Genomic DNA, 24906 nt, shown 5'->3' with positions numbered 1-24906 from the left:
GCGCTGATGTCCGTCAGGGAAAGGGATGGCGGGCGGTCACGACCGCGTGATCGGCGGGGTGATGTGCATGCGCGGCGAAGAAATCGCGCGGGATCGACTGGCCCGGCGCAATCTCAAGGATGCGATAGCGCGCCTGCTGTGCCGCCGCCTGGGCAGCACCGAGATCGTCCTTCAGGGCGCACAACGATAGCTCGAAACGCTTGTATCCGCCGCAATCGGCTGCAAAGGCGCCGGTTACGGCCTCCACCGTGGCGGCCACCGCGCGGGCGTCATTGGCCTCGATGTCGCGCAGGATCACGGCGACGCCGTTCTCGTTGGCGGCTTCCGACGTCATGACCATGAAGGCGTCGCGCGCGCCGGTTCGGCCCGCACGGCGCGCTGCGCGGACGAGGCCGGCGAAGCCCGGATCGGGGCCGAGGCTGGTCGTCGTGGTCTGCTCGCTGTGCAGGATGGTGGCGCGTGCGGCGGCGAGGTCGCCTTTCATGGCGTGGTAGGAGCGCGGCAGCCACACCGTGTCGAGCGGCCCTTCCGAGGAGGTGAGGCCCCAGGCCTGGTCGAGCAGATAGCCGTCCCAGATTGACGGATATGACGCCGCGAGATGGTGCCAACTCCGCAGCAACTGCCCGGCGCGCGCGGTGCGGCCGAGATAAAGCGTGCGCGCCGACATTTCCCAGCGGTTCCATTTGTGGAGCGCGACGTCGCAGCCGAGCGCCGACGGCAGCAAGGGCGCCTCGCACAGGGTTGCGCCGGCTTCGACGAACAGTAGCGGCTCGCTGTAGCGTTGCCACATCCGGGCCAGGAACTCGGCCTTCTCGAAACAGAGCACTTGTTCGCCGAGCTCGGCCGCGACCGGCTCGATATGCGAATCGAGCTCCAACTCGTCGAGCGATCGGCGCAGGCTGCGAATGTCGTCGGGATCGCTGCCGAATGGATAATAGGAGACGATGCGCGGCCGGATCGTGGCGCCATCGGCGCTCGCTGACAGCTTTGACCAGCCGATGCCGCCCCACCACAATTCGTGCGGGCCCTCGGCGCTCGGGCTGACCGTGCCAAACTCGGTGAGTTTCGACTTGAGGAAGTCGAAGCCGGGATTTTCGCCGAAGGGAATGACGACGGCGCAGCCGGAATGCAGCGAGCGATAGAACAGCTCGGCCGCGGCACCGCTCGGCGGCTCCGTCAGGACGATGACCCCGCCGTGACGCTGCCCCTCATAATGGCCGCCGAGCGTCGGAGCGCCGTAGCGGTCCACCAGCCAGGCGAGGCGGTTCCGCTGGATCCGGCCGAGCCGGATGTTCGCCGACCGCAGGAGGTTGTCGAGCTTTGCGTGCGTGTCGTCGGTCAATTCCCGTGCCCCCTTGCGTCATGCCGGCCCGTACACTCCAACGGCCGAGGGGGTTAATCCGGGCGCACTAATCGCGATGGTCCGCGTGACCGAGTGGGGTGATGGCCACCGAATAGATCGCGATCTCGCGTGCCAGCGGGCCGACCGGGATCAGCAGGCAACCTTCGTCGTCCGTAGCGTGATAGGAGGCTCCGGTCAGCGTCAGGCCCGCATAGGTCAACCGTTCCGCCGGGACGCCCGCCACGTCCTGGCTCTCGGCGGCGTCGCGAACGCTGTCGCCGAGCTGCATGGTCACGCCGTGAAGCTGACCGTCGCGCGCGGCCTTCGCCAGCGGCAGCGCGATCATGGCGATGGCCATGGCGCGCGATACCGGAATGCGCAGGCGCAGTTCGCCAAGTCCGGTGCGGAACATGGTGACGGTTTCGACCGCGGCGTCACCATTCGCCCGGAACAGTCCCACCTGCAACGCGCCGCAAGGCGTCTCCTCGAAGACATCGGCGGGCAAGCGGTTCGCTCCGAACAAGGCGTAGAGATAGGCGTGCGACGGGGACAAGCCAGCAAAGCTGCCCGCAAGCCACATCGGCGGCGCGGCCGAGGTGCACGCGGCGGTTAGGCCTTGCGCGGTGAGTTGATCGCGGATGAAGCCCGTGTCGAGCATCGGCGCCAACGCGTGCCTCCCGAGGTTGATGTCGTGCTTGAGCTCGCCGAGCAACGCCAGTTCGTCGTCGTCCGGGAGCAGCAGGAGCCGCGCCAACGTCGCCGCGCTCCAGCGCGCTGCGATATCGGGCGCCGCATGGGGCTCGAGCCCGATGGCGGCAGCAATTTTGCCAGCGTTTGCCGCATAGGCGAGCGCGCCCGCCTGGATCTCCGAGGCCAGAGCAATCTGGACTCCCGGTCGCGGATTGATCTCGCGCAGCACCTGCGCGCCGTCGTAATCGTGCACCGAGCCGTCGGCAGAGCAGCAGATCTGCTCGAGTAGGGCCACGTTGCGGATCAGCATGCGCTTGACGTGCGGGGTGACCACGAGATCGGAGATGAAGCCTTTAGCGGTATCGCAGTCGGCAAGATCGTCAAGAGTGTCGTCAAGCGAGATCAAATAGGCGCCGTGCAGGCGGATCGCGATGCCCTCCTGGTCGAAGATGCGGCGCAGCGCCTTCTGGACGCTGCCGGAATAGCCGAGATCGGCCAGCACGAGATCGGTGCAGCGACCGAAATCCGGGATGACATGCCGGAGATAAGCAAGCAGCCGGGCGCGCTGGCCTGCGGCAAGCTTGGTGATCTCCCGCGCGTCCATCAGCTCGGGCAGGGCATCCGCCAGCGCAGCGCCGGTCGCGATCCCGTTGGGACATTGTGCGAAGAAGTCCGCGACTGCTGATGGCAGCACTTTCAGCATGTCGCGAAAGGTCGGCGCGTCGATCTTCAAGACTTTTCCGAGCAGGTCGAGCAGCGGCTGCATGGTGTCAGCCGAGGCGATCAGGCTGACGCGGCGGTTGATTTCGACATAGGCGGATGCGGCGTCACGACCGCTGTGCCAAATCCGGTGCGACAGAAAGCCGTCGCGCCCGAGGAAGCCGACGGCGACCCGCCGGCCGGGCTCCTCGAGCTCCGCGCAGCGATCAGCAACGAAGACGTCGAACGCCGTCATGATCGGGCCGAGGACCGTCAACCCCAAGTGATAGGCCGGCGGCCTCTCCGCGCTGCGCGCCGCCACCATGCGCCGCAGCGTACGCGCGCCATGGTCAAGCCGCGCAGGCTGCCCCGGGCACAGCAGCTCGAATATCGCGGTCTCGCGCTGGAATCTTGACGCGAGTTGCTGACCGGCCTGCGGATAATAGCGCGGGCGGATGCCGTGGCGCTTCGCGCCCTTGATGTCGGCGCGGTCATTGTCGCCGATATGAAAGGATGCTGCCGGATCAACGTTCTGCTCAGTGAGGTATGTTGCGAACAACGTTTCGCTCTTGCTGCTGCCGTGGTCGCAGGACGCATAGAGGAAGTCCCAGGACAATCCCGGACGGCAGGCGCGCAACAGGCGCGCGAGCTGGTCCGAGTTCCAATAGGTGTCGGAGATGAACCCGACCCGATGGCCCAAATGCTTCATGTCCAGATATTGCCGGAGCATGTCCGGGTTGACGCGGCAGAGCTCGAGCTCGGCGTCGACGAGATCGCGCAGATGTGCGCGCTTCAGGCCGAACAGCCTGAACGGAAAGAAGGAATAGACGTCGTCGATGTGCACTTCGCTGGTCCCCCGCGTCTCCTTCGCGGTCCGGCGTGCACGTGATTCGGCCTGCATGCGATGCTGAACGAAACTGGCGGAAACATTCGGACAAGTTCTTGAAATGCCCGATAGCTCGTAAGTCCTTTCAAACACACCATCCGGCGTCGTGCAGGCGCGCATCAGAAACGTATCGAAAACATCGAACGACCAAGCAGAAACAATTTGCGCGCGACGCTGTGCGTCGACCGTTGCGACGTTCATCCCGAAATTCTCCGCCAATCGAAGCGATCAACGTGTGTGCGGACGAATTCAGGCGTGCGATGGCGAAAATAATCGATGTGCGATTCGAAATCGCGCATCTCGCGCCTGACAGAATAGAAAAATCCGCTAGGTTCGAATTGTGATTCGGCAAAAACTGCCGAGTGAAAAAGTTGTCTCGCGTTCGTTTCCACTCGGAAACAATCGATCATTCGCACGCGTGTCGCGTGATGGGTGCGATCAGTTCAGTGCCGCGTAATCACAGCGTTTTTGTGCAGCTCTGTTCGAGATGAATGATCCGCGATGATGCGAGACGATGTCGATGATTGCAGAACGAGTGCGCGCTTCGCCGCACGCCGTCGGCAATCTTTGCCGGCCGGCCGGCAAAAGCTTCCAACTAACATCTTGAAAAATAACAAAAATTATGCGCCTGGATTGTTTTCGCCTCGCGTTCAACGCCTGGAAGCCGTGCGGAAGATGCGCCGCCGGCATTGCGGGTTGGAGATTGCGGGATGAGTTTTGCGGTGGACGTTTTTGCTCGCGCCGAAGCCGAGATCGCGACGACGATCACGAGCGAAGCGAACGCACCGGTGATCGCGTCGGCTTCGATCGCGCCTGACGGCGAGCCGGTCGCGGCCGATGTCGTGTTCGACGAGGACAGCGAGCTTCTCGATCGGCTTGCCGCTGACGATGAGACCGCCTTCCGGATGCTTGTCGAGCGGCACATCGATCGTGCCTATGCGATCGCGCTGCGCATCGTCGGCAACGCGGCGGACGCCGAGGACGTGGTGCAGGACAGCATGCTGAAGATCTGGAGTCATCGCGGCCGCTGGCAGCATGGCCGCGCAAAGTTCTCGACCTGGCTCTATCGCGTCATCTCCAACCGCTGCATCGACCTCCGCCGCAAGCCGCGCACCGAGAATGTCGATACCGTGCCCGAGGTCGCCGACGGACAGCCGGATGCATCGCGCGTGATCGAGCGCAACGAGCTGAACGGCATGCTGGAAGAGGCGATGCTGCGGCTGCCGGAGCAGCAGCGGATCGCGGTGATCCTGTCGTATCATGAGGACATGAGCAACGGCGAGATCGCAGAGGTCATGGACTCTACCGTGGCCGCAGTGGAATCGCTCCTCAAGCGCGGACGTCAGCAACTGCGCCAGCTCCTGCGCCGGCACGAGCGCGACATCCGCACCGCGTTTACCGACTGCTAATCATAAAATCCGGCTCTCGAAAGATTTCCCGCCTGATCGTTCGGCGCTCCTTCGTTTGAGCGGGTGGACGGGGCTGCGCCCGCGTCGTCATAAGTCTTTCCACGATGCGGCACGTCATGCCCATCAGCACAGGAGCTTCCAATGCCCGCAATCAACACCAATACCGCCGCCAATGCCGCGGTCCGCTATCTCAACGTCAATTCCGCGCAGGAAACCAGCTCGCTCTCAAAACTGTCGAGCGGCTCGCGCATCACATCCGCCTCCGACGACGCCGCCGGTCTGGCGATCTCCACGCGCATCTCGTCCGACGTCACCACGCTCCAGCAGGCGGCAACCAACGCCTCGCAGGCGACGGCGATCCTGCAGACCGCGGACGGCGGCGCCTCCAACATCTCCGACATTCTCGCGCGCATGAAGTCGCTGGCCTCCGAATCCGCCTCGGGCACCACGACTGATTCCAGCCGCGCCTACATCAACTCGGAATTCTCGCAGCTCACCAGCGAAATCGATTCGATCGCCAGCGGCACCCGCTATTCCAGCCAGAGCCTGCTCGACGGCTCCAGCGTGTTTGCTTCCGGCGTCTCTGTCCTGGTCGGCTCGTCCGGCTCCGATACCATCACCATCACGCTGTCGAGCCTGACGGCTTCCTCGCTCAGCGTCACCTCGCTCGACGTCAGCACCCAGTCGGGCGCGACCTCGGCGCTGACTGCGCTGGACACCGCCATCGACACCGTCTCGGCCGCGCGCGCCAGCATCGGCGCCCAGGAGTCGCGCTTCAACTTCAGCGCCGACTCGATCTCGACCCAGACCCAGAACCTGCAGAACGCCAACTCCGCGATCAAGGACGTCGACATCGCGTCCGAGCAGTCGAAGCTGTCGTCGGCCGAGGTAAAGACCCAGGCTGCTGTGTCGGCGCTGGCGGCCGCGAACCAGATGCCGCAGTACCTGCTCAAGCTGCTCGGCTAAGCGTTCGCTTTGATCATGATCTGACCGGGCCGGCAAGAGGCCGGCCCGGCACCTTCCAGGGATCGCCAGGCACGTGACCAGCGTCAGTTCGAGCACCAGCACGACGAGCTCGGGGGTCTCGATCACCACGAGCGGCACGACCAATTCGAGCAGCGTCGACTGGTCGGCGCTGATCCAGTCCGCCGTTGACGCCAAGACGGCGCAGGCGACGACGATCTCGACGTCGATCACCAGCAACCAGGCCAAGATATCGGCCTATCAGACGCTGCAGAGCGACCTGAAGACGCTGTATTCCGGGCTGGCGTCGCTCGCAACGTCGGTGGTCAATTCGCTCGCCACCAACGCATTCTCGACCCGTTCCGCAAGCATCAGCTCGACGGGCGACGTCAGCGCATCGTCGACGCTGTCCATGAGCATCAAGAGCGGGGCCGCCACTGGCGACCATACGCTGACCATCAGCCAGCTCGCGGCCGCGCACAAGGTGGTGGGCACCTCGCAGTCGAGCCAGACCGCCGAGCTCGGCTATTCCGGCACCTTCTCGCTCGGCCTCGCGGGCGGTTCGACATCCGATATCACGGTGACCAGCACGATGTCGCTGCAGGACGTCGTCGATGCCGTCAATGCCCAGACCTCGACGACCAATGTGCAGGCCTCGATCGTCCAGGTGTCGAGCGGCTCCTATGAGATGGTGCTGACGGGCACGGCGGACGCCGCCGACATCACCTATTCCAGCACGTCAGGCGACGATATCCTCAGCAAGCTGGGCGTAACCGACAGCTCAGGGGCCTTCACCGACGTGCTCCAGGCGGCGCAGTCGGCCGAATTCACCCTCGACGGCATCGCGATGACCCGCGACACCAACGACATTTCCGACGTGCTGACCGGGGTCACCTTCAACCTGCTCCAGGCCACGCCGGACGGGACGTCGCTGAACATCAGCATCGAGACCGATACCAGCCAGATCCAGTCGGCGCTCGAGACCTTCGTCACCAACTACAATGCGTTTCGTGACGAGGTCATCGCCCAGCAGGCGACGGGCACTGACGGCACGGCATCCTCGAGTGCAGTGCTGTTCGGCGACGGCACCATGCGCAACATCATGGACGCGCTTCAGAACAGCCTGAACAGCACCGTCCGCGGACTGACGATGGCCGATCTCGGCCTGTCCTTCAACGAGAACAACGAGCTCGAGCTCGATACCTCGACGCTGTCTGACGTCCTGAGCACCAATCTGAGCGGCGTGACAAAGCTCTTGTCTGCGCAGACCACGACGTCATCGAGCCAGCTCAGCGTCGTCAACACCGGAACGTCGCCGCAATCCTTCACCCTGGATTTGACGGTCGATTCCGACGGCAATCTCACCTCGGCCGCAGTCGGCGGCGATTCCTCGCTATTCACGGTCAGCGGCACCACGATCATCGGCGCGTCCGGATCGATCTATGCCGGCATGGCCTTCACCTATAGCGACTCGACCTCGCAGTCGATCACGGTGACGTCGACGTCAGGTCTCGCCACACAGCTCTATCAGCTCGCGAAGAACTATTCCTCGTCGAGCGGTGCGTTGCAAACCCTGATCACCAATCTGACGACACGCGACGACGATCTGCAGCAGAAGGTCGACGATATCAACAGCGCGGCGTCGACGCTGCAGTCCCAGCTCCAGACCCAATATGCGAAGTACCAGGCGGCGATCGAGAGCGCCAACAGCACGCTGACCTATCTGAAGGCGCTGCTGAACTCGTCGAGCAATTGATAGCGTGGAACCCGAGTGAGTGATGATGCATAACCAGATGGCGTACTTGGCCAACCAGGCCTATCGCGGAGCGGCGACCACGGTGCCGCCGCTGAAGGCGGTGTCGATGCTGCTCGGAGGGGCCGCCACCTTCCTGCAGAAGGCGCTCGTGGCGCAGGAGGCGCGGCGCTTCGAGGAAGGACATGAGTACCTGATGAAGGCGACCGCCATCCTGCGCGGGCTCAGCCACAATCTCGATTTCACCAAGGGCGGGGACGTCGCGGAGCGGCTGTACCAGACCTATAGCGCGCTCATCCTGGCGAGCCTCAAGGCCTATGGCCGGCCGAACGCCCGCGAGAGCTTTCGGCGGATCATCGCCGGCCTGGCCGAGATGCGCGAGGCGTGGGAATTCGTCGATGCGGCGAGCCGGGGCGGCAAGGCCGATTCGGCTCCGTCACGGTAGCGGCCGGGCGGTCCCATGGATCCCGTGAATAACCGGGGCGAGGGGGTCCGGGCGGCTGCTTTCGCGGCCGTTCCGGCCGTGCTGGCGCGGCTTGGCGCGGATCACAGCGCGAATTCGGTTTCCGGCGCGCCAGCAATGCTTTATGACGGGCTTGGCGAGGCGGATATCCGGACGATGGACGTCACCGAGTTTGAGGATCTGATCGATCGGCTGGGCGAGGACGTCTCGCGCTGGCCCGACGATCGCCGCCTGTCCGCCGAACAGTTGCTGTCCCGGTCCGCTGAAGCGCAGGCCCTGCTCGCGCAGGCGCAGGCACTCCGCGCGGCGCTGGCCGCGCCGCCGGTGCGCGCGCCGGCGGGGCTCGCCGACCGCATCGTTGCCGCGGCGACCAAGCGCGGCACGGATGCCACCGAGGCGCTTACCGAGGGCGAGACGGCGAGGGGCTGATCGCTCGCGTCGTCGCATCGGCATCGAGATCGTCCCACAGTTCTTCATCTCTGCCTGACGTCTTCACACGGCAGATTTTGCCGAGTCGAACAGTGATCGCGCGTGTGCAAATCCGCGCCTGAATTCCCGTCCGGTCCCGTTTCATCTGCACAGAGATCAGCGCGCAACTGCTCCGTAATGCGAGCGCGCCGGTCGCCTAGAACCGGGGTGTGCGATGACCGTTTCCGCGACGAGTTCCGTCTCAACTGCAACGACGACGACATCATCGTCGTCGAGCTCGTCTTCCGCGTCGTCGTTGACGTCGAGCGACTTCCTGAGCCTGCTCGTCAGCGAGCTGCAAAACCAGGATCCGCTGAACGCGACTTCGACGACCGACTTCATCAATCAGCTCACCTCCTACGCGAATTTCACGTCGCAGCAGTCGATCAACAGCAATCTGACGTCGCTGGCGAGCTCATTCTCCAGCCTCGTGACGCTGAATTCGGTCAACTACATCGGCCACACCGTCGAGGCCAAGACCGATACGGCGTCGCTGAGCAATGGCTCCGCGACGTTCGGTTACTCGCTGTCCTCTGCAGCCTCGAACGTCTCGATCAGCGTCAAGGATTCCTCGGGCAACACGGTGTGGACCGGCACCGGCACCGGCAACTCCGGATCCAACAGCTTCACCTGGGACGGCAAGGACTCCAGCGGCAACCAGCTCTCGGACGGCGGCCAGTACACGATCTCGGTCAACGCGACCGATAGCGCCGGCAACTCCGTCCTCAACTACACGACCGTCACCGGCACGGTGACCGGCATCGACACCTCGACCTCGACGCCGTCGCTCACGGTCGGCGGCGTCTCCGTCAGCGCCGCCAACATCATCGGCGTCACGTCCTGATCTCATCCGGAGTTTTATCATGAGTCTCACCGGCGCACTTTCCTCGGCGATCTCGGCGCTCAGCGCGCAGAGCCAGTCGCTGTCGATGATCTCGGACAACATCGCCAACTCCGACACCACCGGTTACAAGACGACGTCGGCGATGTTCGACGCGCTCGTCACCGCGTCGAGCAACGCGACCTCCTACGCCTCGGGCGGCGTCACCGTCTCCGGCCGCGCCAACATCACCCAGCAGGGTCTGCTTGCAGCGACCTCGAACGCCACCGACGTCGCGATCCAGGGCAGCGGATTCTTCGCGGTGTCGAATTCCACGTCCGGCGGCACGATCTCCTATACCCGCAACGGTGCGTTCACCATCAACAATGCGGGCTATCTGGAGAACAACGGTAACTACCTCGAAGGCTGGCGCACGGACGCCGACGGCAACGTCGTCGGCAATGAATCGGCGAGCAACCTCACGGCCATCAACACGCAGGTCGCGTCCACCAGCGGCAGCGCCACCACCAAGACGACGGTCGCGGCCAATTTGCCGTCGGACGCCGCGACCGGGGACACCTACACCAGCTCGATGACGGTCTACGATTCGCTGGGGGCGGCGAACTCGATGCAGGTCACCTGGACGAAGACCGGCACCAACACCTGGAGCGCGAGCTTTGCCAATCCGACCTCCACGTCGGACACGACGACGGCGACGGGGACGGCCTCGGGCACGATCGCCATCACCTTCAACAGCGACGGCTCGCTCGCCAGCACCAGTCCGAGCCCGGCGACCGTCGTGGTGACCGGCTGGACCGATGGGGCCGCCGACAGCTCGATCACGCTCAATCTCGGCACCGTCGGCAAGACCGATGGATTGACGCAATACGCCTCGGGCGAAACCACGCCCTCCGTCAACGTCACCAGCATCGATTCCGACGGGCTGTCTTACGGCAAGCTCTCCAGTGTCTCGATCGGCAAGGACGGCGTGGTCGATGCCACCTACTCGAACGGCCAGACGATTGCGATCTACAAGATAGCGGTGGCGACCTTCGCCGATCCCAACGGTCTGTCGGCAAGCAGCGACGGCATCTATTCGGCAACCGTGACGTCGGGCAACGCCGCTCTCCAGGCCTCGGGCGAGAACGGCGCGGGCACGATCTACGGCAGCGAGCTGGAATCCTCGACCACAGACACCAGCAGCCAGTTCTCCAGCATGATCTCGGCGCAGCAGGCCTATTCCGCGGCCTCGCAGGTCATCTCGACCGTCAACAAGATGTACGACACGCTGATCTCGGCGATGAGGTGAGTGATGCGTGATGCCAGGGATCATGCCGTCGGCGAGGGGTTGCTGCTGCGCCTGAAGCGGCTGGTGTCGCGCGCCGGTGCAGTGGACCGCGCGAATCCTGGTCGGCTGCTTGCGCTGGTCGACGATGTCGAGAGCACGCGCCGCGCGCTGCTGCGCGAATGCGCGGATATCGAGGACGAGATGCGGCGCACGGCGGCGCGAACCACGGCGATCGGCGCCTATCTGCGCGGCTCGCAGGCCGGCCGCGGCCGGCCGCAGAATTAGAAGAACGATGTGAAGGCAACGAACATGAAACAGGCAGAGCCTACCAGGAGTGCCGCCGGCGGCGATATCAGGATCAAGTCGCTGATCGCGCTGATTGACGTCCTGACCACCCTGGTTGCCGAGGAGAATGCGGAGCTCGCCAAGGGCTTGCCGGCCTCGCGCCTGAGGCAGGTGGACGAGAAGAACCGGCTGGCCGAGTTGTTCGAGCGGACGGTCGCCGAATGTGCCGGGGGCAGCACCAGCCTGCACGTCAGGGACATGATCCTGCGCGAGCAGTTGATGGAGCGGATCCTGAAGCTGCGTGCCGCGATGGACGAGAACCTGGTGCGGTTGCGCGCGGCGATCGAGGCCAGCAACCGCCGGATCGAGGCGGTGATGCAGGCGATCCGCGAGCAGATTGCGGCGGTGTCGCCCTATGGCGCCTCGGGCCACGTCGTCGCCGCGCGGACCGTCTCCAGCGGCACCAGCCGGCGCGCCTGACGCAACGAGGAGGTCGCCGCCGTGTCGCTCGATATTGCACGACTGATCGCCTTCAGCGGGCTCTCGGCCACGCAGGTCCAGATCAGCGTGACGTCGTCGAACATCTCGAACGCCGACACGACCGGTTACACGACCAAGACCGCGAACCAGACGAGCAGCGTCACCAACGGCGTCGGCACCGGCGTCACGGTGACCGGCATCACCTCGACGGTGGACAAGCTGCTCCTGAAGTCGCTGATCGACGCAACCTCTGAACTTGGCGCGGCCGATACCACCAACACTTATCTGACCTCGCTGCAAAGCCTCTATGGCTCAACCAGCACCTCGGACAGCTCGTCGACCGGTACGTCGCTTGCCAATACGCTGGCCGACCTGGAATCGGCGCTGTCGTCGCTCGCGAGCACGCCGAGCAGCGCGTCGCTGCAATCCAACGCGGTGAGTGCGCTCGACGATGTGGTGAGCCAGCTCCGGGAGACCTCCAGCGGCATCCAGAAACTCCGCTCCAATGCCGACAAGGACATCGCATCCTCGGTCGACGACGTGAACAAGAATCTGAAGCAGATCGCCAACCTCAATGCCGAGATCAAGCAGGTCGCAGCGTCCGGCCAGTCGACCGCGGATCTCGAGGACCAGCGCAACACTGCGCTGCAGGATCTCGCCTCGAAGATGAACGTCAGCTACTTCACGGCGTCGAACGGTGATCTTCAGGTCTATACCACCTCCGGCCAGGCGCTGGTCGACAGCACCGCGCATACGATCAGTTACACGACGGCGGCCAACGTCTCGTCGTCGACGAGTTTCAGTGCCATCGCGGTGAACGGCGTCGACATCACGTCCCAGATCACGAGCGGCGATATCGGCGCGCTCGTCACCCTGCGCGACAAGACGCTGCCGGCCGCGCAATCCCAGCTCGACGGGCTGGCCCAGCAGCTCACTTCCGCGCTGAACAGCGTATCCAACAGCGCTTCGTCGGTGCCACCGCCAACCAGCCTGACCGGGACCACGGCGGTCGCGAGCACGGACGCGCTCTCGGCGACCGGCACGGTGCGCATTGCCGCCACCGACCAGAGCGGCAATCTGGTGTCCTATGCCGATCTCGACCTGTCGTCCTACGCGACGGTCGGTGATTTCGTGACCGCGACCAACGGCATTTCCGGCCTGTCGGCATCGGTCGATGCGAACGGCCATTTGATGGTCTCAGCCACCGGTTCAGGCAATGGCGTCGCGATCAACGAGATGACGAGCTCCGTAGGCAGCTCGGGCGAGCGATTGTCTGATTATTTCGGCCTGAACGACATCGTCACAGGAACCAGCGCTGCCGACATTGCGGTCAAGAGCAGCTTCCTCTCAGGCAGCTACGAGCTGCCGCTCGCCACGCTGGATTCGTCATCGACGTTGACCGTCGGCAGCCAGGTGCTGTCATCGGGCTCGGCCACCGTGGTCAACAATCTCTACGACACCCTGACGGGCTCGAGGAGCTTTGCATCCGCGGGTGGCCTCGCCGCATCCACCAGCTCGTTCGCCGACTACGCCGCCACGATCGTCTCGGATGTTGCGAGCAAGGCGTCGCAGGCCTCCTCAACCTATACAGCGAAGGAGACGGCGCAATCGACCTATGCGGATTCGCTCTCCTCGCAGTCGGGCGTGAACCTGGACGAGGAATCGGCGCGGCTGAGCACGCTGCAGAACAAATATTCCGCGGCCTCGGCGCTGATCCAGGCCATCAACACGATGTACTCTGCGCTGCTCAACGCCGTGCAGTCGGGCTGAGGCGGGAGGTTACCGATGGCAATGCGGGTGGCGACCTTCGCGCAGACCAGCTCCTTGATCGCGGATGCGCTGCGCATTCAGTCGGTGATGGCCAACGAGCAGATCCAGGAATCGTCGGGCCAGATCTCGAGCGATTTCGGCGGCTACGGCTCGACTGCTCAGCACGTGGTCAATCTGCAGGTTTCGGTGACGCGGGCGCAATCCTACGTCGACGCCGCGACGCTCGCCGACAGCCGGGTGCAGGTGATGTATTCGGCGGTGGGATCGATGACCGACATGGTCACGCAGTTGCGCTCGCAGCTCAGCGCCGCCTCGACCGGCAGTTCGACCGAGGCGAATTCGGCGATCGCCACCGCGCAGCAATATCTGGAGCAGATGGGGTCGCTGCTGAACACGCAGTATGACGGCCAGTACGTCTTTGCCGGCGGCAAGACCGAGACGGCGCCGGTGGATATCACGAGTTTTGCCACCGGCACAGGCTCCACCGCCACCGCGGACACCTCCTATTACTCCGGCGACGGCGAAATCGCGTCGGTCCGCGTCTCGGCCGACCAGGCCGTGTCCTATGGCGTCACCGCCGACAATTCGGCGTTCGAGGAGGTGATGCGTGTCCTGAAGTTCGTGGCCAACAGCACCTCGCTGTCGTCCTCTGACATCACCCAGGCGCTCGACCTCGCGAGCACGGCGCTGGACGACACGGTGGCGGTGCAGGCCAGACTCTCCGGTGCGGCCTCGCAGATCGAAACGGCGAGCACGCGGCAGAGCGACTACAAGAGCTTTGCCGAGACGCTGTCGAGCGACCTGACCGGCGTCGACGTTGCCGCGATCACCGCGCAACTTTCGACCTATCAGTCCCAGCTCACCGCTTCCTATTCCGCGCTCGGAAAAATCCTGAGCATGAATCTCGCGAGCTATCTGAAATAGTTGCGCAAAGTCGCTGAGCGCCTGGTCCGACGAAGGCGGGCGTGTCAGACGGCTATCGTTCCAGGGTGACTAGCGAGCAGCAATCCAAGATATTTCAGCAGTTGACGAAGCGAACAATTTGGCGCCTGGCCAAAGGTGTGTTGCTGCGAAGCGGAAGGTTGAAGGCAGCGGATTTCAGATAGTTGAAGCAAGCCGAAATCAGCTTCCTGCGCCAACTGAGTGAGCCGAGATCGCGAAAGTTGCGGCAGTGTGATGAGCTTGTTACTCGTTCGCAGACGCTTGGCATCGGCGTTCAGACAGCACAATAGCCACCTTGAGGCCGTGAGGCTGGTTGTCCTGCAGCGACAGGGATCCGCCGTGTGCCTCGACGATACTGCTGGCAATCGACAGTCCGAGCCCGAAGCCGCTGGTCTCGTTCATCGTGCGGGCGTCGTCACCCCGTACGAACGGCTCGAGCATCGCGGCCTTCTTGTCGTCCGGGATTCCGGGACCATCGTCCGAGACCTCGATGGTCGTGACCGCGTCTGCGACGGACAGGGCGACGTTCACTTCGCTGCCGAAGCGAATGGCGTTTCCAATCAGATTGGCGAGCGCCCGCCTGATCTCATCCGGCTTGACCGTGAGCGTGAGCCGCGAGGGGCCGTGGTAATGGACCGCGTGACCGCAGTCCGCAAACTCCTCGCATACCATCTGAACGAGTGCCGCGATGTCCACCAGCGTGGGCCTGGCGCCGCTGCCGCCACGCAGCAGGATGAGAACGGATTCGAGCATCGCCTGCATCTGGTCGAGGTCGCGCAGCGTCTGTGTGCGCTGGGTGTCGTCCTCGATATATTCGGAGCGCAGCCGTAGCCGCGTGATGGGTGTGCGCAGATCGTGGCTGATCGCGGCGAGCATCCGGGTCCGGTCGTTCATTAGCGACGTGATCCGGTTCCGCATCAGGTTCAGTGCCTTCGCCGCCGACCTGATCTCCTCGGGCCCGCTCTCGGGGAGCGGTGCCGAGGACCGGCTCAGGCTGAAGCTCTCGGCTGCCCTGGCAAAGGCCGATAGGGGCGCGCTGAGCGCCCGGCCGGCCCATACCCCGAGCAGCGTAATGCTGATGACCAGGAACAACAGCGTGCTTGCCCAAAGGCCGGTGATAAATCCGGGAATGCTCGGCGTCCTCACTGTCGCATCGAGGACTTCGCCGTCCCCGAGATCGAAGAGGACGCTGTCCTGTTCGGGCGGACGTCGCTGAACGATCTGGACGCGGCCATCGAACGGTGAGGGGATGGCCGTCGTCGGAGTTGCGGACGCGCGAGGCCCGCCCTCCGTCAGTCGAAGTTGCAGGTCAGGAAGGCCGCGACCGATATTCTCAACGAGAACGCGACGTTCGTTTCGCGGCGTCTTGTCGAGAATTCGCACAATCAGCTCGAATTGCTGCAGTGGCTCGTCGGTCAGCAGGCTGGGCTTGGGCCGGCTCACCAGGACATAGCCGGCGATCAGCGCGTGAATCAGCACGAGCGTTGACAGGATCAGCGCGGCGATCTGGCCGCTGATTCGTCGCAGGGTAAAGAGCCTTACGAGCTTGCGGAGCCGGCTCACGCTTCGTCCACCCGCGGCGTGAAAATATAGCCGCCCGTTCTGACGGTCTTGATCATCGAGGTTCCTTCGGTCCTGTCGAGCTTGCCGCGCAATCGGCTCACGAGCACGTCGATGCTGCGCCCGAAGGCGCCGCCCGGCCGCCCGCGCGTCATGTTCAGGAGCGTGTCCCGGCTCAGGATGCGGCCGTGGCGCTCGCAGAAGGATTGCAGCAGGTCGAATTCGGCGCTCGTCAGCGGCACCTGCGCGCCCTCCGGGTCACGCAACTCCCGCATTCGGGAATCGATGATCCAGCCCTCGAATCTCAGGCGGGCCGAGGTCTTTGCCGCGGGCCCCGCCGATCCGCCCAATTGCCGCCGGAGCACGGCGTTGATCCGCGCCAGAAGTTCGCGCGGATTGAACGGCTTTGGCAAATAGTCGTCGGCTCCCATTTCGAGACCGAGGATCCGATCGACGTCGTCGCCCTTGGCGGTCAGAATGATGATGGGCGTCGTGGTATCGACGCGCAGGCGTCGACACAGGCTCAGGCCGTCCTCGCCCGGCAGCATGAGGTCGAGCACGATCAGGTCGACGCGGTTCTGGCTGATGTAGCGGTCCATCTCACGCCCGTTCGCGGCCATGCCGACGTTGAACGAGTTCTCACGCAGATAGCGTGCGACCAGATTTCGTGTCTCTTGGTCGTCTTCGACTATGAGGATGCTCTGGGTGCTCATGGCATGAATGGCGATGTTGCTTGGCGTCGATGCGGGCGGCCGGTCGGTGCCGGAAGACCGCGTTCGAGCCAAACTACCACACGCGGCGAGGGTTTTAAGGTCATTCACGGCTGAGGGCTACCACCGGATCGAAGGATGCGGCGCGCCGCGCCGGGAAATAGCCGAAGAAGATCCCGATCGCCGTCGACGTCAAGAAGGCGGCGCCAATGGAGAAGGTCGAATAGGAGACCTGGAACCCCGGCAGGAGAAGGTTGAGGAGCGCGCCCAGCGCGACTGCGATCAGGATCCCTGCGATCCCGCCGAGCGACGAGATCAGAGTCGCCTCAACGAGGAACTGCTGGAGGATGTCTTCCCGTCTTGCGCCGACGGCCATGCGCACGCCGATCTCGCCGATCCGTTCGGATACGGACACCAGCATGATGTTCATTACACCGATACCCCCGACGACGAGCGAGATGACGGCGATCGCCGCCACGAGGAAGGCGAGGGTCTGCGTCGTGCTGGTGATCGTGCGGCGGATGTCGTCGGTATTGAGGATCACAAAATCCTTGGTGCTGTGGCGCCGCGTGAGCAGCGTGGTGACCGCCTCCTGCGCAAGGTCGGTCGAGACCTCGTCGCTGACGCGCAGCAGGACGCTGCGAAGGGAGCGATCGCCGGTGAACTGGGCCTGCACGGTCGTGTAAGGAAGATAGACGGAGAGGTTCTGGTTGGAGCCAAAACCGCCCTGCTGCTGGGCGATCACGCCGACGACGCGGCATGGCACCTTGCCGACCCAGATCACGCGGCCGATGCCGGCGTTCTGATCGTCGGAGAAGAATGTCCTTCTTGTGTTGTCGTCGATGACGGCCTGACGCTCGATGTTGCGGACGGCGACAGCGTCGAACAGCGCACCCGCCGCGATCTTGGTGCCCTTGACCTGGAAGTAGCTGCGGTCGACGCCGTTCACCAGCACGTTGGATTCGCGGTCGCGGTAGCGCACCGTCGTGCTGGTCGAGACGGTCGGCGTGACGCCGGCGATGAAGGTCTGGCGGTCCAGCGCACGGGCGTCGTCGAGGACCAGCGTCTTGATCTTGCCGGCTCGGGCGTCGCCAAAGTCCTTGCCGGGAAACACCTCGATCGTGTTGGTCCCGAGGTTCGAGATATCGGACAGCACCTTGTTCTGCGAGGCGTTGCCGAGCGCGACGACGGAGGACACGGCCGCGATGCCGATGATGATGCCGAGCATGGTCAGGAACGAGCGCAGCCGGTGCGCCGCCATCGAGAGTAGGGCCATCCGCAGCGTCTCCCGGAAGCGGAAGGCGAGGCCGGACCAACGGCTGGACCTTGTGTCAGGCTTGTCAGCGGGGAGGGAGGCAGCCGCCGTCGCCACGGCGGCGTCGGTGCGCTTGTCCGAAACAACAAGACCGTCGCGCAACTCGATGACGCGGTTGGCACGCTTGGCGACCTCGGGATCGTGCGTGACGATGATGATCGTCTTTCCCTCGCGATGCAACTCCACCAGGATTTTCAGGACCTCTTCGCCGCTGCGGCGATCGAGTGCACCGGTTGGTTCGTCCGCGAGTACGACCTCGGCCCCGTTCATCAGGGCGCGCGCGATCGAGACCCGCTGCTGCTGGCCGCCGGAGAGCTGGTTGGGCCGATGACCGCGCCGCTCGGCCATGCCGAGCCGGGCCAGCAGGCGTTCGGCCCGCGCCTGCCGTTCGCTCGCGGTATCGCCGGCATAGACCGCGGGGATCTCGGCATTTTCGAGCGCCGACAGTTCGGAGAGCAAATGGTAGCGCTGGAAGATGAAGCCAAAGTGCTCGCGGCGCAGCGCGGCCAAGGCGTCGGCGTCGAGCGCCGCGACGTCCTCGCCGGCGACGCGATAACTGCCGGAGGTCGCGTGATCCAGGCAGCCCAGGATATTCAAGAGTGTCGACTTGCCCGATCCGGAGGAGCCGATGATGGCGACGAGTTCGCCGCGATCGATGTCCAGCGTCACGTCCGCGAGCGCGGCGACCTTGGTGTCGCCGGTCATGAACTCGCGGCAAATGTGGCTGAGCGCCAGAATCGGTTCGGTCATGTCACGATCCCGCTGGCGGGCCACCTTGCGGGAAGCCGCGGGAGGTCGGCCCACTGTTCGACGATTCTCCGGTGATGACGTGCTCGCCCTCGCTGAGGCCGGACTTGACTTCCACGGTGGTGCGATCGTTGAGCCCGATCTTCACATCGCGCTGGCGGACCTCGCCGGATGTGTCCAGCACGCGAACGGTGTTACGGCCGTCAGGCTGCCGCGTCAGCGCCAGCGCGGGGATCGTCTTGGTGCGCTTGGACTCGCCGATGACGATATGGACCTCCGCGGTCATATAGGTGCGCAGCCGCAATTCGCGGTTCGGCACCTTGAACACGCCGATATAGTAGATGGCGGTGCTGGTGGAACTCGACGACGACGAGCTCGACGTCGAACTCGTCGAGCTGGAGGAGAAGCTCGAATCGCTCTTGATCGATTCCGGCGCCGGCTCGATCTGCTCCAGTGTGGCCTCGTAGCGGTGGTCCTGGTCGCCGAGGATGGTGAAATACACCGCCTGTCCCGGCTGCACCTTGACGATGTCGGCCTCCGAGATCTCCGTGCGCACGGTCATGGTCTCGAGCTGGCCGAGCACGACGATGGTCGGTGCCGACTGCACCGCGTTGACGGTCTGTCCTTCCTGAGCCACGGCGGCAAGAACCGTTCCGTCGATCGGGGCGGTGATACGGGTGTAGTCGAGATTGACCCTGGCGGTCTCGACCGCCGCCTGGGCGCCCGCGATCAGCGCCTCCAGCGCCGCGATCTGCGCGCGGGTCTGCTTCGCGGTGGCGTCGGCGTTGTCGTAATCGCTGCGGGAGGTCGCGCGCTGCGCAAGGGTGGCCTGCTGGCGCGCCAGATTGGCCTCGGCCAGGACCAGCGTCGCTTCCTTCTCGACCTTCTGGGCGCGATAATTGTTCAGCGAGGCCTCCGAATTGCGAAGGTCGTTCTGCTTGGTGACGGGGTCGATCTGGGCGATGACGTCGCCCGCCTTCACGGTATCGCCGACGCGCACGTTCAGGGACGTGATGCGACCGGACACCTGGGCGCCGACCGCCGTGAGCCGCAGAGGTTTCAGCGTTCCGCTGCCGAGCACTTCCTCCCGCAGGTCGCTGACCGTCACCGGTGCGGTGATATACGCCGTCGTCTTCGCCGATCCGCTGCGGAAATGCACGGCGGCGGCGACGCCGATCGCGGTGAGGAGGCACGCCAGCGCGAGCCATGTTCGCGATCCCCTGGCAAGGATGTTCATCGCAGGGCCTCCCGGGCGTGCGGCCCCGTATTGGCGTCGACGATCAGCGGCGTCGCGGCATCGACCGGATCGACCCACCCGCCGCCGAGCGCCTTGGCCAGCGTGACATAGTACTTGGCGATGGCGACCTGGCTTTGGATCAGCGAGTCTTCGGCCGAATAGAGCGAGCGTTCGGCGTCAAGCACATCCAAAAAGTTCGACGATCCGGTCTCGAATAGCGAGCGCGAGAGCCGTGCGGCCTCACGATAGTTTTTTGCCGCTTCCGCTAGCTTGCCGGCGCGTGCCTTCTCGCGCGAGAGCGCCACCAGCGCATTCTCGACGTCTTCGAGCGCGGACAGCAGGGTCGAATGGAAGGTGGCAAAGGCCTGGTCCCGCTGCGCCTCGGCGATCCTGACGGTCGCGTAGCGCTTACCGGCGTCGAACACCGGCACGGTGATGGAGGGGCCGACCGACCAGCTCACGCTGGAATATTTGGCGAGGTCGCCGGCGCGAATCGCCGATGTCCCCACCGATCCCGTCAGCGAGATGCTGGGATAGCGGTCGGCCTCGGCGGCGCCAATTTTTGCGGTGGCCTGCGCAAGCTTGCGTTCGGCGCTCGCGACGTCCGACCGGTTGGTCAGGAGATCAGCGGGAACTCCCGTCGGTAGCGGCATGCGCGGCGCGGGGACCGGCGCCGATTTTGCGAAGAGGCCCGATACTGCAGTCGGAGCGCGGCCGAGCAGGATGCCGAGGCGATGCGTATCGGCGGCGAGGGCCGCCTCGTAGGTCGGAATGTTGGCTTCCGTGCTGGCCGCCTGGGCCGAGGCTTTGGCGAGATCGACGGCGGTGGCGCTGCCGGCCTCGTATTTCGTGCGCGTTAAACGCTCGGTGTCGCGCTGCGAAGCGGCCGTTCGCCTCGCGAGCGCGATGCGCGCCTGATAGCCGCGTGCATCGACATAGTAGGCGGCGACGTCGCCGAGCAGGGTGACGAGGCTATATCTCAGCTCGTCTTCGGCCGACTGTTCGGAGCGAATCGCGGCCTCGATGTTGCGCTGTGTGCCGCCGAACAGATCGAGCTCCCAGCTCGCGTCGAAACCCGCCTGGTACAAGGTGTAGGGGGACGTTCCGATAGCGACGCCAGAAGATCCTGCGCTGCTGGTCTTGTTGTCAGTCACCGAACCCGACCCGGTGACCGACGGGAACAAGCCCGATGCGGTTTGCGCAACCGTGGCTCGCGCCTCGCGGACCGATGCCTTTGCCTTCGCGAGGCTCGGATTTGCTTCCACTGCTTCGCCGATGAGCTGGGTGAGCAGGGAGTCGCGCAGACGAAACCACCATCGTCCGAGTTCGCCGGTGCCCCTTTGGTGCCGGGGCGCGTTGGCCCATTGGGTCGGCAGCGTCACGCGAGGCGGCCCCATATAGTCCGGCCCGACGGCGCAGCCGGCGAGCAGGCTCGTAACGATGACGGCGCCGCACAAGCGCTTGGTTGGCGAGGTCAGTCCCGGGCAGGCGCTCTGCTGATGCCGCTCCTTTCTCGAGGGCAAGTCTGTTGCGGTCGGCTGAAAGGGCATCGAAACGGCTGGCGTCCATGTCGTGGGAATGCGGATGAAAATCGAACCGCATTCTGGCGCTTGAAGAGCGAGGTCGGCCTGTTGCCGGACCGGAATGAGGGCCAGTAGCACGCGCACTATGGCCTTTCAGCAGGCGGAATGTTGCTGAATGTAAACAGCGATTGCGACTTGTACGGAGCCGAGACGAGGCGCATGCCTGGCCTCGCCGGCTGCTTCTGCGCCGCTGCCTAGAACGGAAATCCCGGGGAGAGGCCGCCGAGGTCGAAAGCCGGATAGAGCGGCTGCCAGTCGAGCGGCCGGTTATTGTTCTGGCGCGCAAATGAGATCCCCGGAGGAAATGCGTAGTCGGTGAACTTGCGCTCGCCGGGAAGCACCTCGGTCCCGCCGTCCAGCCAGGATCTCTTGGTGACATAGATGCGCGTGTGCGGTCCGGCCTGGTACGAGCGGTTGGGGCCGCGAGGCCCGTAGGCGTAGACATCGGCATTCTCCCGCTGCTTTCGCTCGGCTGCCGTTGCACCATCGATTGCCGCGAGCGACGCGACGAGCGTAGCAATGAGGGCCGAAATTCTTGTCGGGCGTGCGATCGAGATCACGTTTGTCTCTCCGGAATTGACCAAGCCTTCGCGGCCTCTCGCACCGGCGGGCGATCAAGTAAATCGCTCACTTGTTGCGGGACGTTGCCCGCCCAAACCGACAAGCGATCGCGCAGGACGCGCGTTGCAGCCGCCTCTGCTGCTGAAGAGCGTTCTGCGGGCCCTCGTGCAGGCCTGTTCGGGCGTGTCCGTCGCGGCGATAAATCCAAATCGTTAGCAACGATCCAGCAACTTTCGAGCCACACCACCGCCACAGCGTTTTCGTCTCAGAGCGGTCAGTTGCTCGTGAGGTGTGGAATGAAGGTTTGGCGAAATTGGGCGATCGCGGCCGCGATCTGCGGGATCGCGATGGCGGCCTGCGTTGTCATGGTTGGGTTGCCGACAGCCGCGGGCGCTCAGGTGTCGCAGAGTATCGTCGTCGAGGGCAATCGCCGCGTGGAGGCCGAGACCGTTCGCTCCTACTTCAAGAGCACTCCGGACGGCCGGCTCGACCAGGCCGCGATCGACGATGGCCTGAAGGCGTTGATCGGCACGGGGCTCTTCCAGGACGTCCAGATCAGGCGCGCGGGCATGCAGGTCGTGGTCTCGGTGGTGGAGAACGCGGTCATCGGCCGCGTCGCTTTCGAAGGCAACAGGAAGATCAAGGACGAGCAGTTATCCGCGGAGGTGCAATCCAAGCCGCGCGGCGCCTTCTCGCGTGCGATCGTGCAGTCGGACACGCTGCGCATCGCCGAGATCTATCGACGCTCCGGCCGTTACGACGTGCACGTGACGCCCGAAATCGTCGAGCAGCCGAACAACCGCGTCGATCTCGTTTTTACGATCGCGGAGGGCGCCAAGACCGGCGTCAAGTCGATCGATTTCATCGGCAATGTCGGCTATTCGGCGGCACGGCTGCGCGACGTCATCAAGACGCATGAGGGCAATCTGCTGAGCTTCTTGGGCAACAACGACGTCTACGATCCGGACCGGATTGAGGCCGACCGCGATCTGATCCGTCGCTTCTATTTGAAGAACGGCTTCGCCGATGCGCAGGTCGTTGCCGCGCTTACCGAGTATGATCCCGGGCGCAAGGGTTTTCTCGTGACCTTCAAAATCGAGGAAGGCCAGCAATATCGCGTCGGATCCGTCGATTTTCGCTCGACCGTGCCGGGTTTCGATCCGGCCGCGTTGCGCAGCTATTCGCGGGTCAATGCGGGTTCACTCTACAATGTCGAACTGGTCGAGAAGTCGGTCGAGGATATGCAGATCGAGGCGTCGCGCAGAGGCTTTGCCTTTGCCGTCGTGCGTCCGACCGGCGACCGCAACTTCGAGGCCCAAACAGTGTCCGTTGTCTTCTTCATCGACGAAGGGCCGCGCACCTACATCGAGCGGATCAACGTTCGCGGCAACACCCGCACGCGCGACTATGTCATCCGCCGCGAATTCGACCTCTCCGAGGGCGATGCCTACAACCGCGCGCTGGTCGACCGTGCTGAACGGCGGCTGAAAAACCTCGACTTCTTCAAGTCGGTCAAGATCACCACGGAGCCGGGCTCCTCCAGCGACCGCGTGATCCTGATCGTCGATCTCGAGGAGAAGTCAACCGGCGATTTCTCGATCTCGGGCGGTTACTCGACCTCCGACGGCGCGCTGGCGGAGGTCAGCATCTCCGAACGTAACCTTTTCGGGCGCGGGCTCTACGGAAAGGCGTCGGTGACCTACGGCCAATATTCCCGGGGCGTGACGCTCTCCTTCGTCGAGCCCTATTTGCTCGAGCAAAGGATCGCGCTTGGGCTCGACTTGTCCTATCGCCAGCAAAAGGCGAACAGCTACACCAGTTACGGCGTGACCACGCTGGGGCTCTCGCCGCGCGTTGGCCTCGCCTTGCGCGAGGATACGTCGCTGCAGTTGCGCTACTCGCTCTACCAGCAGCGCATCGAGCTTTCGAGCGCCTACAACAACTGCAACAACAATGCGTCGAATGCCTCGCTGGCCTACAATCCGACGCCCGCCTACATCAAGAACGTGCTTGGCGGCGTTGATCCCGTCTATTCCAGCGACTCCTCGTATTACGGCTACGGCTGCTATGGCGACGGCGAGTCGTCGTTGCCCGTGCGCAAGGAGTTGTCGGACGGCGCGTCCTGGACATCGGCCGTCGGCTACACGCTGACTTACAATACGCTCGACAACAACAAGAACCCGACGGACGGACTGCTGATCGACTGGCGGCAGGATTTTGCTGGAGTCGGCGGCAATGTCAGCTACCTCAAGACCGCCGTTGACGGAAAATACTACGCGCCGCTGGTGGCTGAGATCGTCGGGCTCCTGCATCTGCAGGGCGGGGTGCTCAACAAAGTCGGCGACAAGGATCTCCGCATGCTGGATCACTTCCAGATGGGTCCGAACCTCGTCCGCGGCTTTGCATCCAACGGTATTGGTCCGCGCGACATTTCGCACGCCAGTTTCGGCGCGACCGGCGATGCCCTGGGCGGAACGAAGTACTGGGGCGCATCGGCCGAGCTGCAAATGCCGTTCTGGTTCCTGCCGAAGGAGGTTGGGCTGAAGGGCGCGGTCTATGCCGATGCGGGTTCGCTCTGGGACTATCAGGGGCCGACGTCCTGGAGCGCCACGGGCGAAGTCAATTCGGCGGCGTGTCCCACCTGCGGGCTGCAATACGACGACAGCAAGGTCATCAGAAGCTCCGTCGGCGTCGGGTTGATCTGGCAATCGCCCTTCGGTCCGCTGCGCTTCGACTACGCCATCCCGCTGACCAAGGGAAAATACGACACCGTCCAGCAGTTCAGATTCGGGGGAGGGACGTCGTTCTAAGCTGCAACATCGTCGCGTTCGGCCGGGCTTCGGCTGGGCAAATGTTTCTGTACTTGCGAAAGCATTGCGCGATGTTTCCCGAGAGGTGTGGACGCTTGAGAGGACGAAGGCTTGTGGCAATCTGC

Annotated in this window: 20 protein-coding genes; 12 read left to right on the top strand and 8 right to left on the bottom strand. The window is 64.2% G+C overall.

Features of this window, described 5'->3' with window-relative positions; all coding sequences use genetic code 11:
• Window positions 1-13: 13 nt before the first annotated feature.
• Both ACVWW6_RS33810 and ACVWW6_RS33805 read right to left on the bottom strand, forming a co-directional pair.
• A complete protein-coding gene (locus ACVWW6_RS33810) occupies window positions 14-1342 on the bottom strand; it encodes a hypothetical protein (protein ID WP_456682197.1) in 1329 nt (442 codons plus the stop codon).
• Window positions 1343-1409: 67 nt separating this feature from the next.
• The gene (locus tag ACVWW6_RS33805) at window positions 1410-3818 is read right to left on the bottom strand and encodes a hypothetical protein (protein ID WP_456682196.1); all 2409 of its coding nucleotides are present in this window, start codon (window positions 3816-3818) and stop codon (window positions 1410-1412) included.
• Between the two features lie 509 nt (window positions 3819-4327).
• Here ACVWW6_RS33805 and ACVWW6_RS33800 point away from each other — a divergent pair.
• The 11 genes from ACVWW6_RS33800 to ACVWW6_RS33750 all read left to right on the top strand — a co-directional run bounded on the left by ACVWW6_RS33800 (window position 4328) and on the right by ACVWW6_RS33750 (window position 14240).
• Entirely contained in the window at window positions 4328-5026 is a 699-nt protein-coding gene (locus ACVWW6_RS33800) for an RNA polymerase sigma factor (protein ID WP_456682195.1), read from the top strand.
• A 141-nt stretch (window positions 5027-5167) separates the two neighbouring features.
• The gene (locus ACVWW6_RS33795; protein ID WP_456682194.1) at window positions 5168-5992 is read left to right on the top strand and encodes a flagellin; all 825 of its coding nucleotides are present in this window, start codon (window positions 5168-5170) and stop codon (window positions 5990-5992) included.
• Between the two features lie 73 nt (window positions 5993-6065).
• On the top strand, window positions 6066-7745 hold the full coding sequence (gene fliD, locus ACVWW6_RS33790) for a flagellar filament capping protein FliD (RefSeq protein WP_456682193.1): 1680 nt from the start codon (window positions 6066-6068) through the stop codon (window positions 7743-7745).
• A 22-nt stretch (window positions 7746-7767) separates the two neighbouring features.
• Window positions 7768-8187, top strand: coding sequence for a flagellar export chaperone FliS (locus ACVWW6_RS33785; RefSeq protein WP_456682192.1), 420 nt, complete (start codon window positions 7768-7770; stop codon window positions 8185-8187).
• Between the two features lie 174 nt (window positions 8188-8361).
• Window positions 8362-8634, top strand: a complete 273-nt coding sequence (locus ACVWW6_RS33780) for a hypothetical protein (RefSeq protein ID WP_028170776.1) — start codon at window positions 8362-8364, stop codon at window positions 8632-8634.
• A 214-nt stretch (window positions 8635-8848) separates the two neighbouring features.
• Window positions 8849-9517, top strand: a complete 669-nt coding sequence (locus tag ACVWW6_RS33775) for a flagellar hook assembly protein FlgD (protein WP_028170777.1) — start codon at window positions 8849-8851, stop codon at window positions 9515-9517.
• 19 nt (window positions 9518-9536) lie between these two features.
• Complete coding sequence (flgE, locus tag ACVWW6_RS33770) at window positions 9537-10802, top strand: flagellar hook protein FlgE (RefSeq protein ID WP_161535445.1); 1266 nt, start codon at window positions 9537-9539, stop codon at window positions 10800-10802.
• 3 nt (window positions 10803-10805) lie between these two features.
• Window positions 10806-11066 carry a hypothetical protein gene (locus tag ACVWW6_RS33765; protein WP_028170779.1) on the top strand — a complete coding sequence of 87 codons (261 nt, stop codon included), beginning with the start codon at window positions 10806-10808 and terminating at the stop codon, window positions 11064-11066.
• Window positions 11067-11090: 24 nt separating this feature from the next.
• The gene (locus ACVWW6_RS33760) at window positions 11091-11546 is read left to right on the top strand and encodes a flagellar protein FlgN (protein WP_456682191.1); all 456 of its coding nucleotides are present in this window, start codon (window positions 11091-11093) and stop codon (window positions 11544-11546) included.
• Window positions 11547-11567: 21 nt separating this feature from the next.
• Window positions 11568-13316, top strand: coding sequence for a flagellar hook-associated protein FlgK (gene flgK, locus ACVWW6_RS33755; RefSeq protein ID WP_456682190.1), 1749 nt, complete (start codon window positions 11568-11570; stop codon window positions 13314-13316).
• Window positions 13317-13331: 15 nt separating this feature from the next.
• The gene (locus tag ACVWW6_RS33750; RefSeq protein ID WP_161535442.1) at window positions 13332-14240 is read left to right on the top strand and encodes a flagellin; all 909 of its coding nucleotides are present in this window, start codon (window positions 13332-13334) and stop codon (window positions 14238-14240) included.
• 261 nt (window positions 14241-14501) lie between these two features.
• Here the strand turns inward: ACVWW6_RS33750 and ACVWW6_RS33745 are convergent, their stop codons facing one another.
• From ACVWW6_RS33745 to ACVWW6_RS33720, 6 genes are all read right to left on the bottom strand, one after another.
• On the bottom strand, window positions 14502-15821 hold the full coding sequence (locus ACVWW6_RS33745) for an ATP-binding protein (protein ID WP_456682189.1): 1320 nt from the start codon (window positions 15819-15821) through the stop codon (window positions 14502-14504).
• Window positions 15818-16531 carry a response regulator gene (locus ACVWW6_RS33740; protein WP_038966216.1) on the bottom strand — a complete coding sequence of 238 codons (714 nt, stop codon included), beginning with the start codon at window positions 16529-16531 and terminating at the stop codon, window positions 15818-15820. The genes ACVWW6_RS33745 and ACVWW6_RS33740 overlap by 4 nt, the downstream gene beginning before the upstream one ends.
• Before the next feature lie 100 nt (window positions 16532-16631).
• Window positions 16632-18593, bottom strand: coding sequence for a MacB family efflux pump subunit (locus tag ACVWW6_RS33735; protein ID WP_456682188.1), 1962 nt, complete (start codon window positions 18591-18593; stop codon window positions 16632-16634).
• A gap of 1 nt (window position 18594) precedes the next feature.
• The gene (locus ACVWW6_RS33730) at window positions 18595-19827 is read right to left on the bottom strand and encodes an efflux RND transporter periplasmic adaptor subunit (RefSeq protein WP_028170786.1); all 1233 of its coding nucleotides are present in this window, start codon (window positions 19825-19827) and stop codon (window positions 18595-18597) included.
• On the bottom strand, window positions 19824-21350 hold the full coding sequence (locus ACVWW6_RS33725; protein ID WP_456682187.1) for an efflux transporter outer membrane subunit: 1527 nt from the start codon (window positions 21348-21350) through the stop codon (window positions 19824-19826). The genes ACVWW6_RS33730 and ACVWW6_RS33725 overlap by 4 nt, the downstream gene beginning before the upstream one ends.
• Window positions 21351-21604: 254 nt before the next feature.
• The gene (locus tag ACVWW6_RS33720) at window positions 21605-21970 is read right to left on the bottom strand and encodes a hypothetical protein (RefSeq protein WP_049832366.1); all 366 of its coding nucleotides are present in this window, start codon (window positions 21968-21970) and stop codon (window positions 21605-21607) included.
• A gap of 348 nt (window positions 21971-22318) precedes the next feature.
• Between ACVWW6_RS33720 and bamA the strand changes: the two genes are divergently transcribed.
• On the top strand, window positions 22319-24781 hold the full coding sequence (gene bamA / locus ACVWW6_RS33715; protein WP_456683214.1) for an outer membrane protein assembly factor BamA: 2463 nt from the start codon (window positions 22319-22321) through the stop codon (window positions 24779-24781).
• Window positions 24782-24906 lie beyond the last annotated feature (125 nt).

Source organism: Bradyrhizobium sp. USDA 3311 (assembly GCF_054062495.1).
Note: the sequence above shows the minus strand (reverse complement) of the source record. Positions and strands in the feature narration are given on the sequence as shown.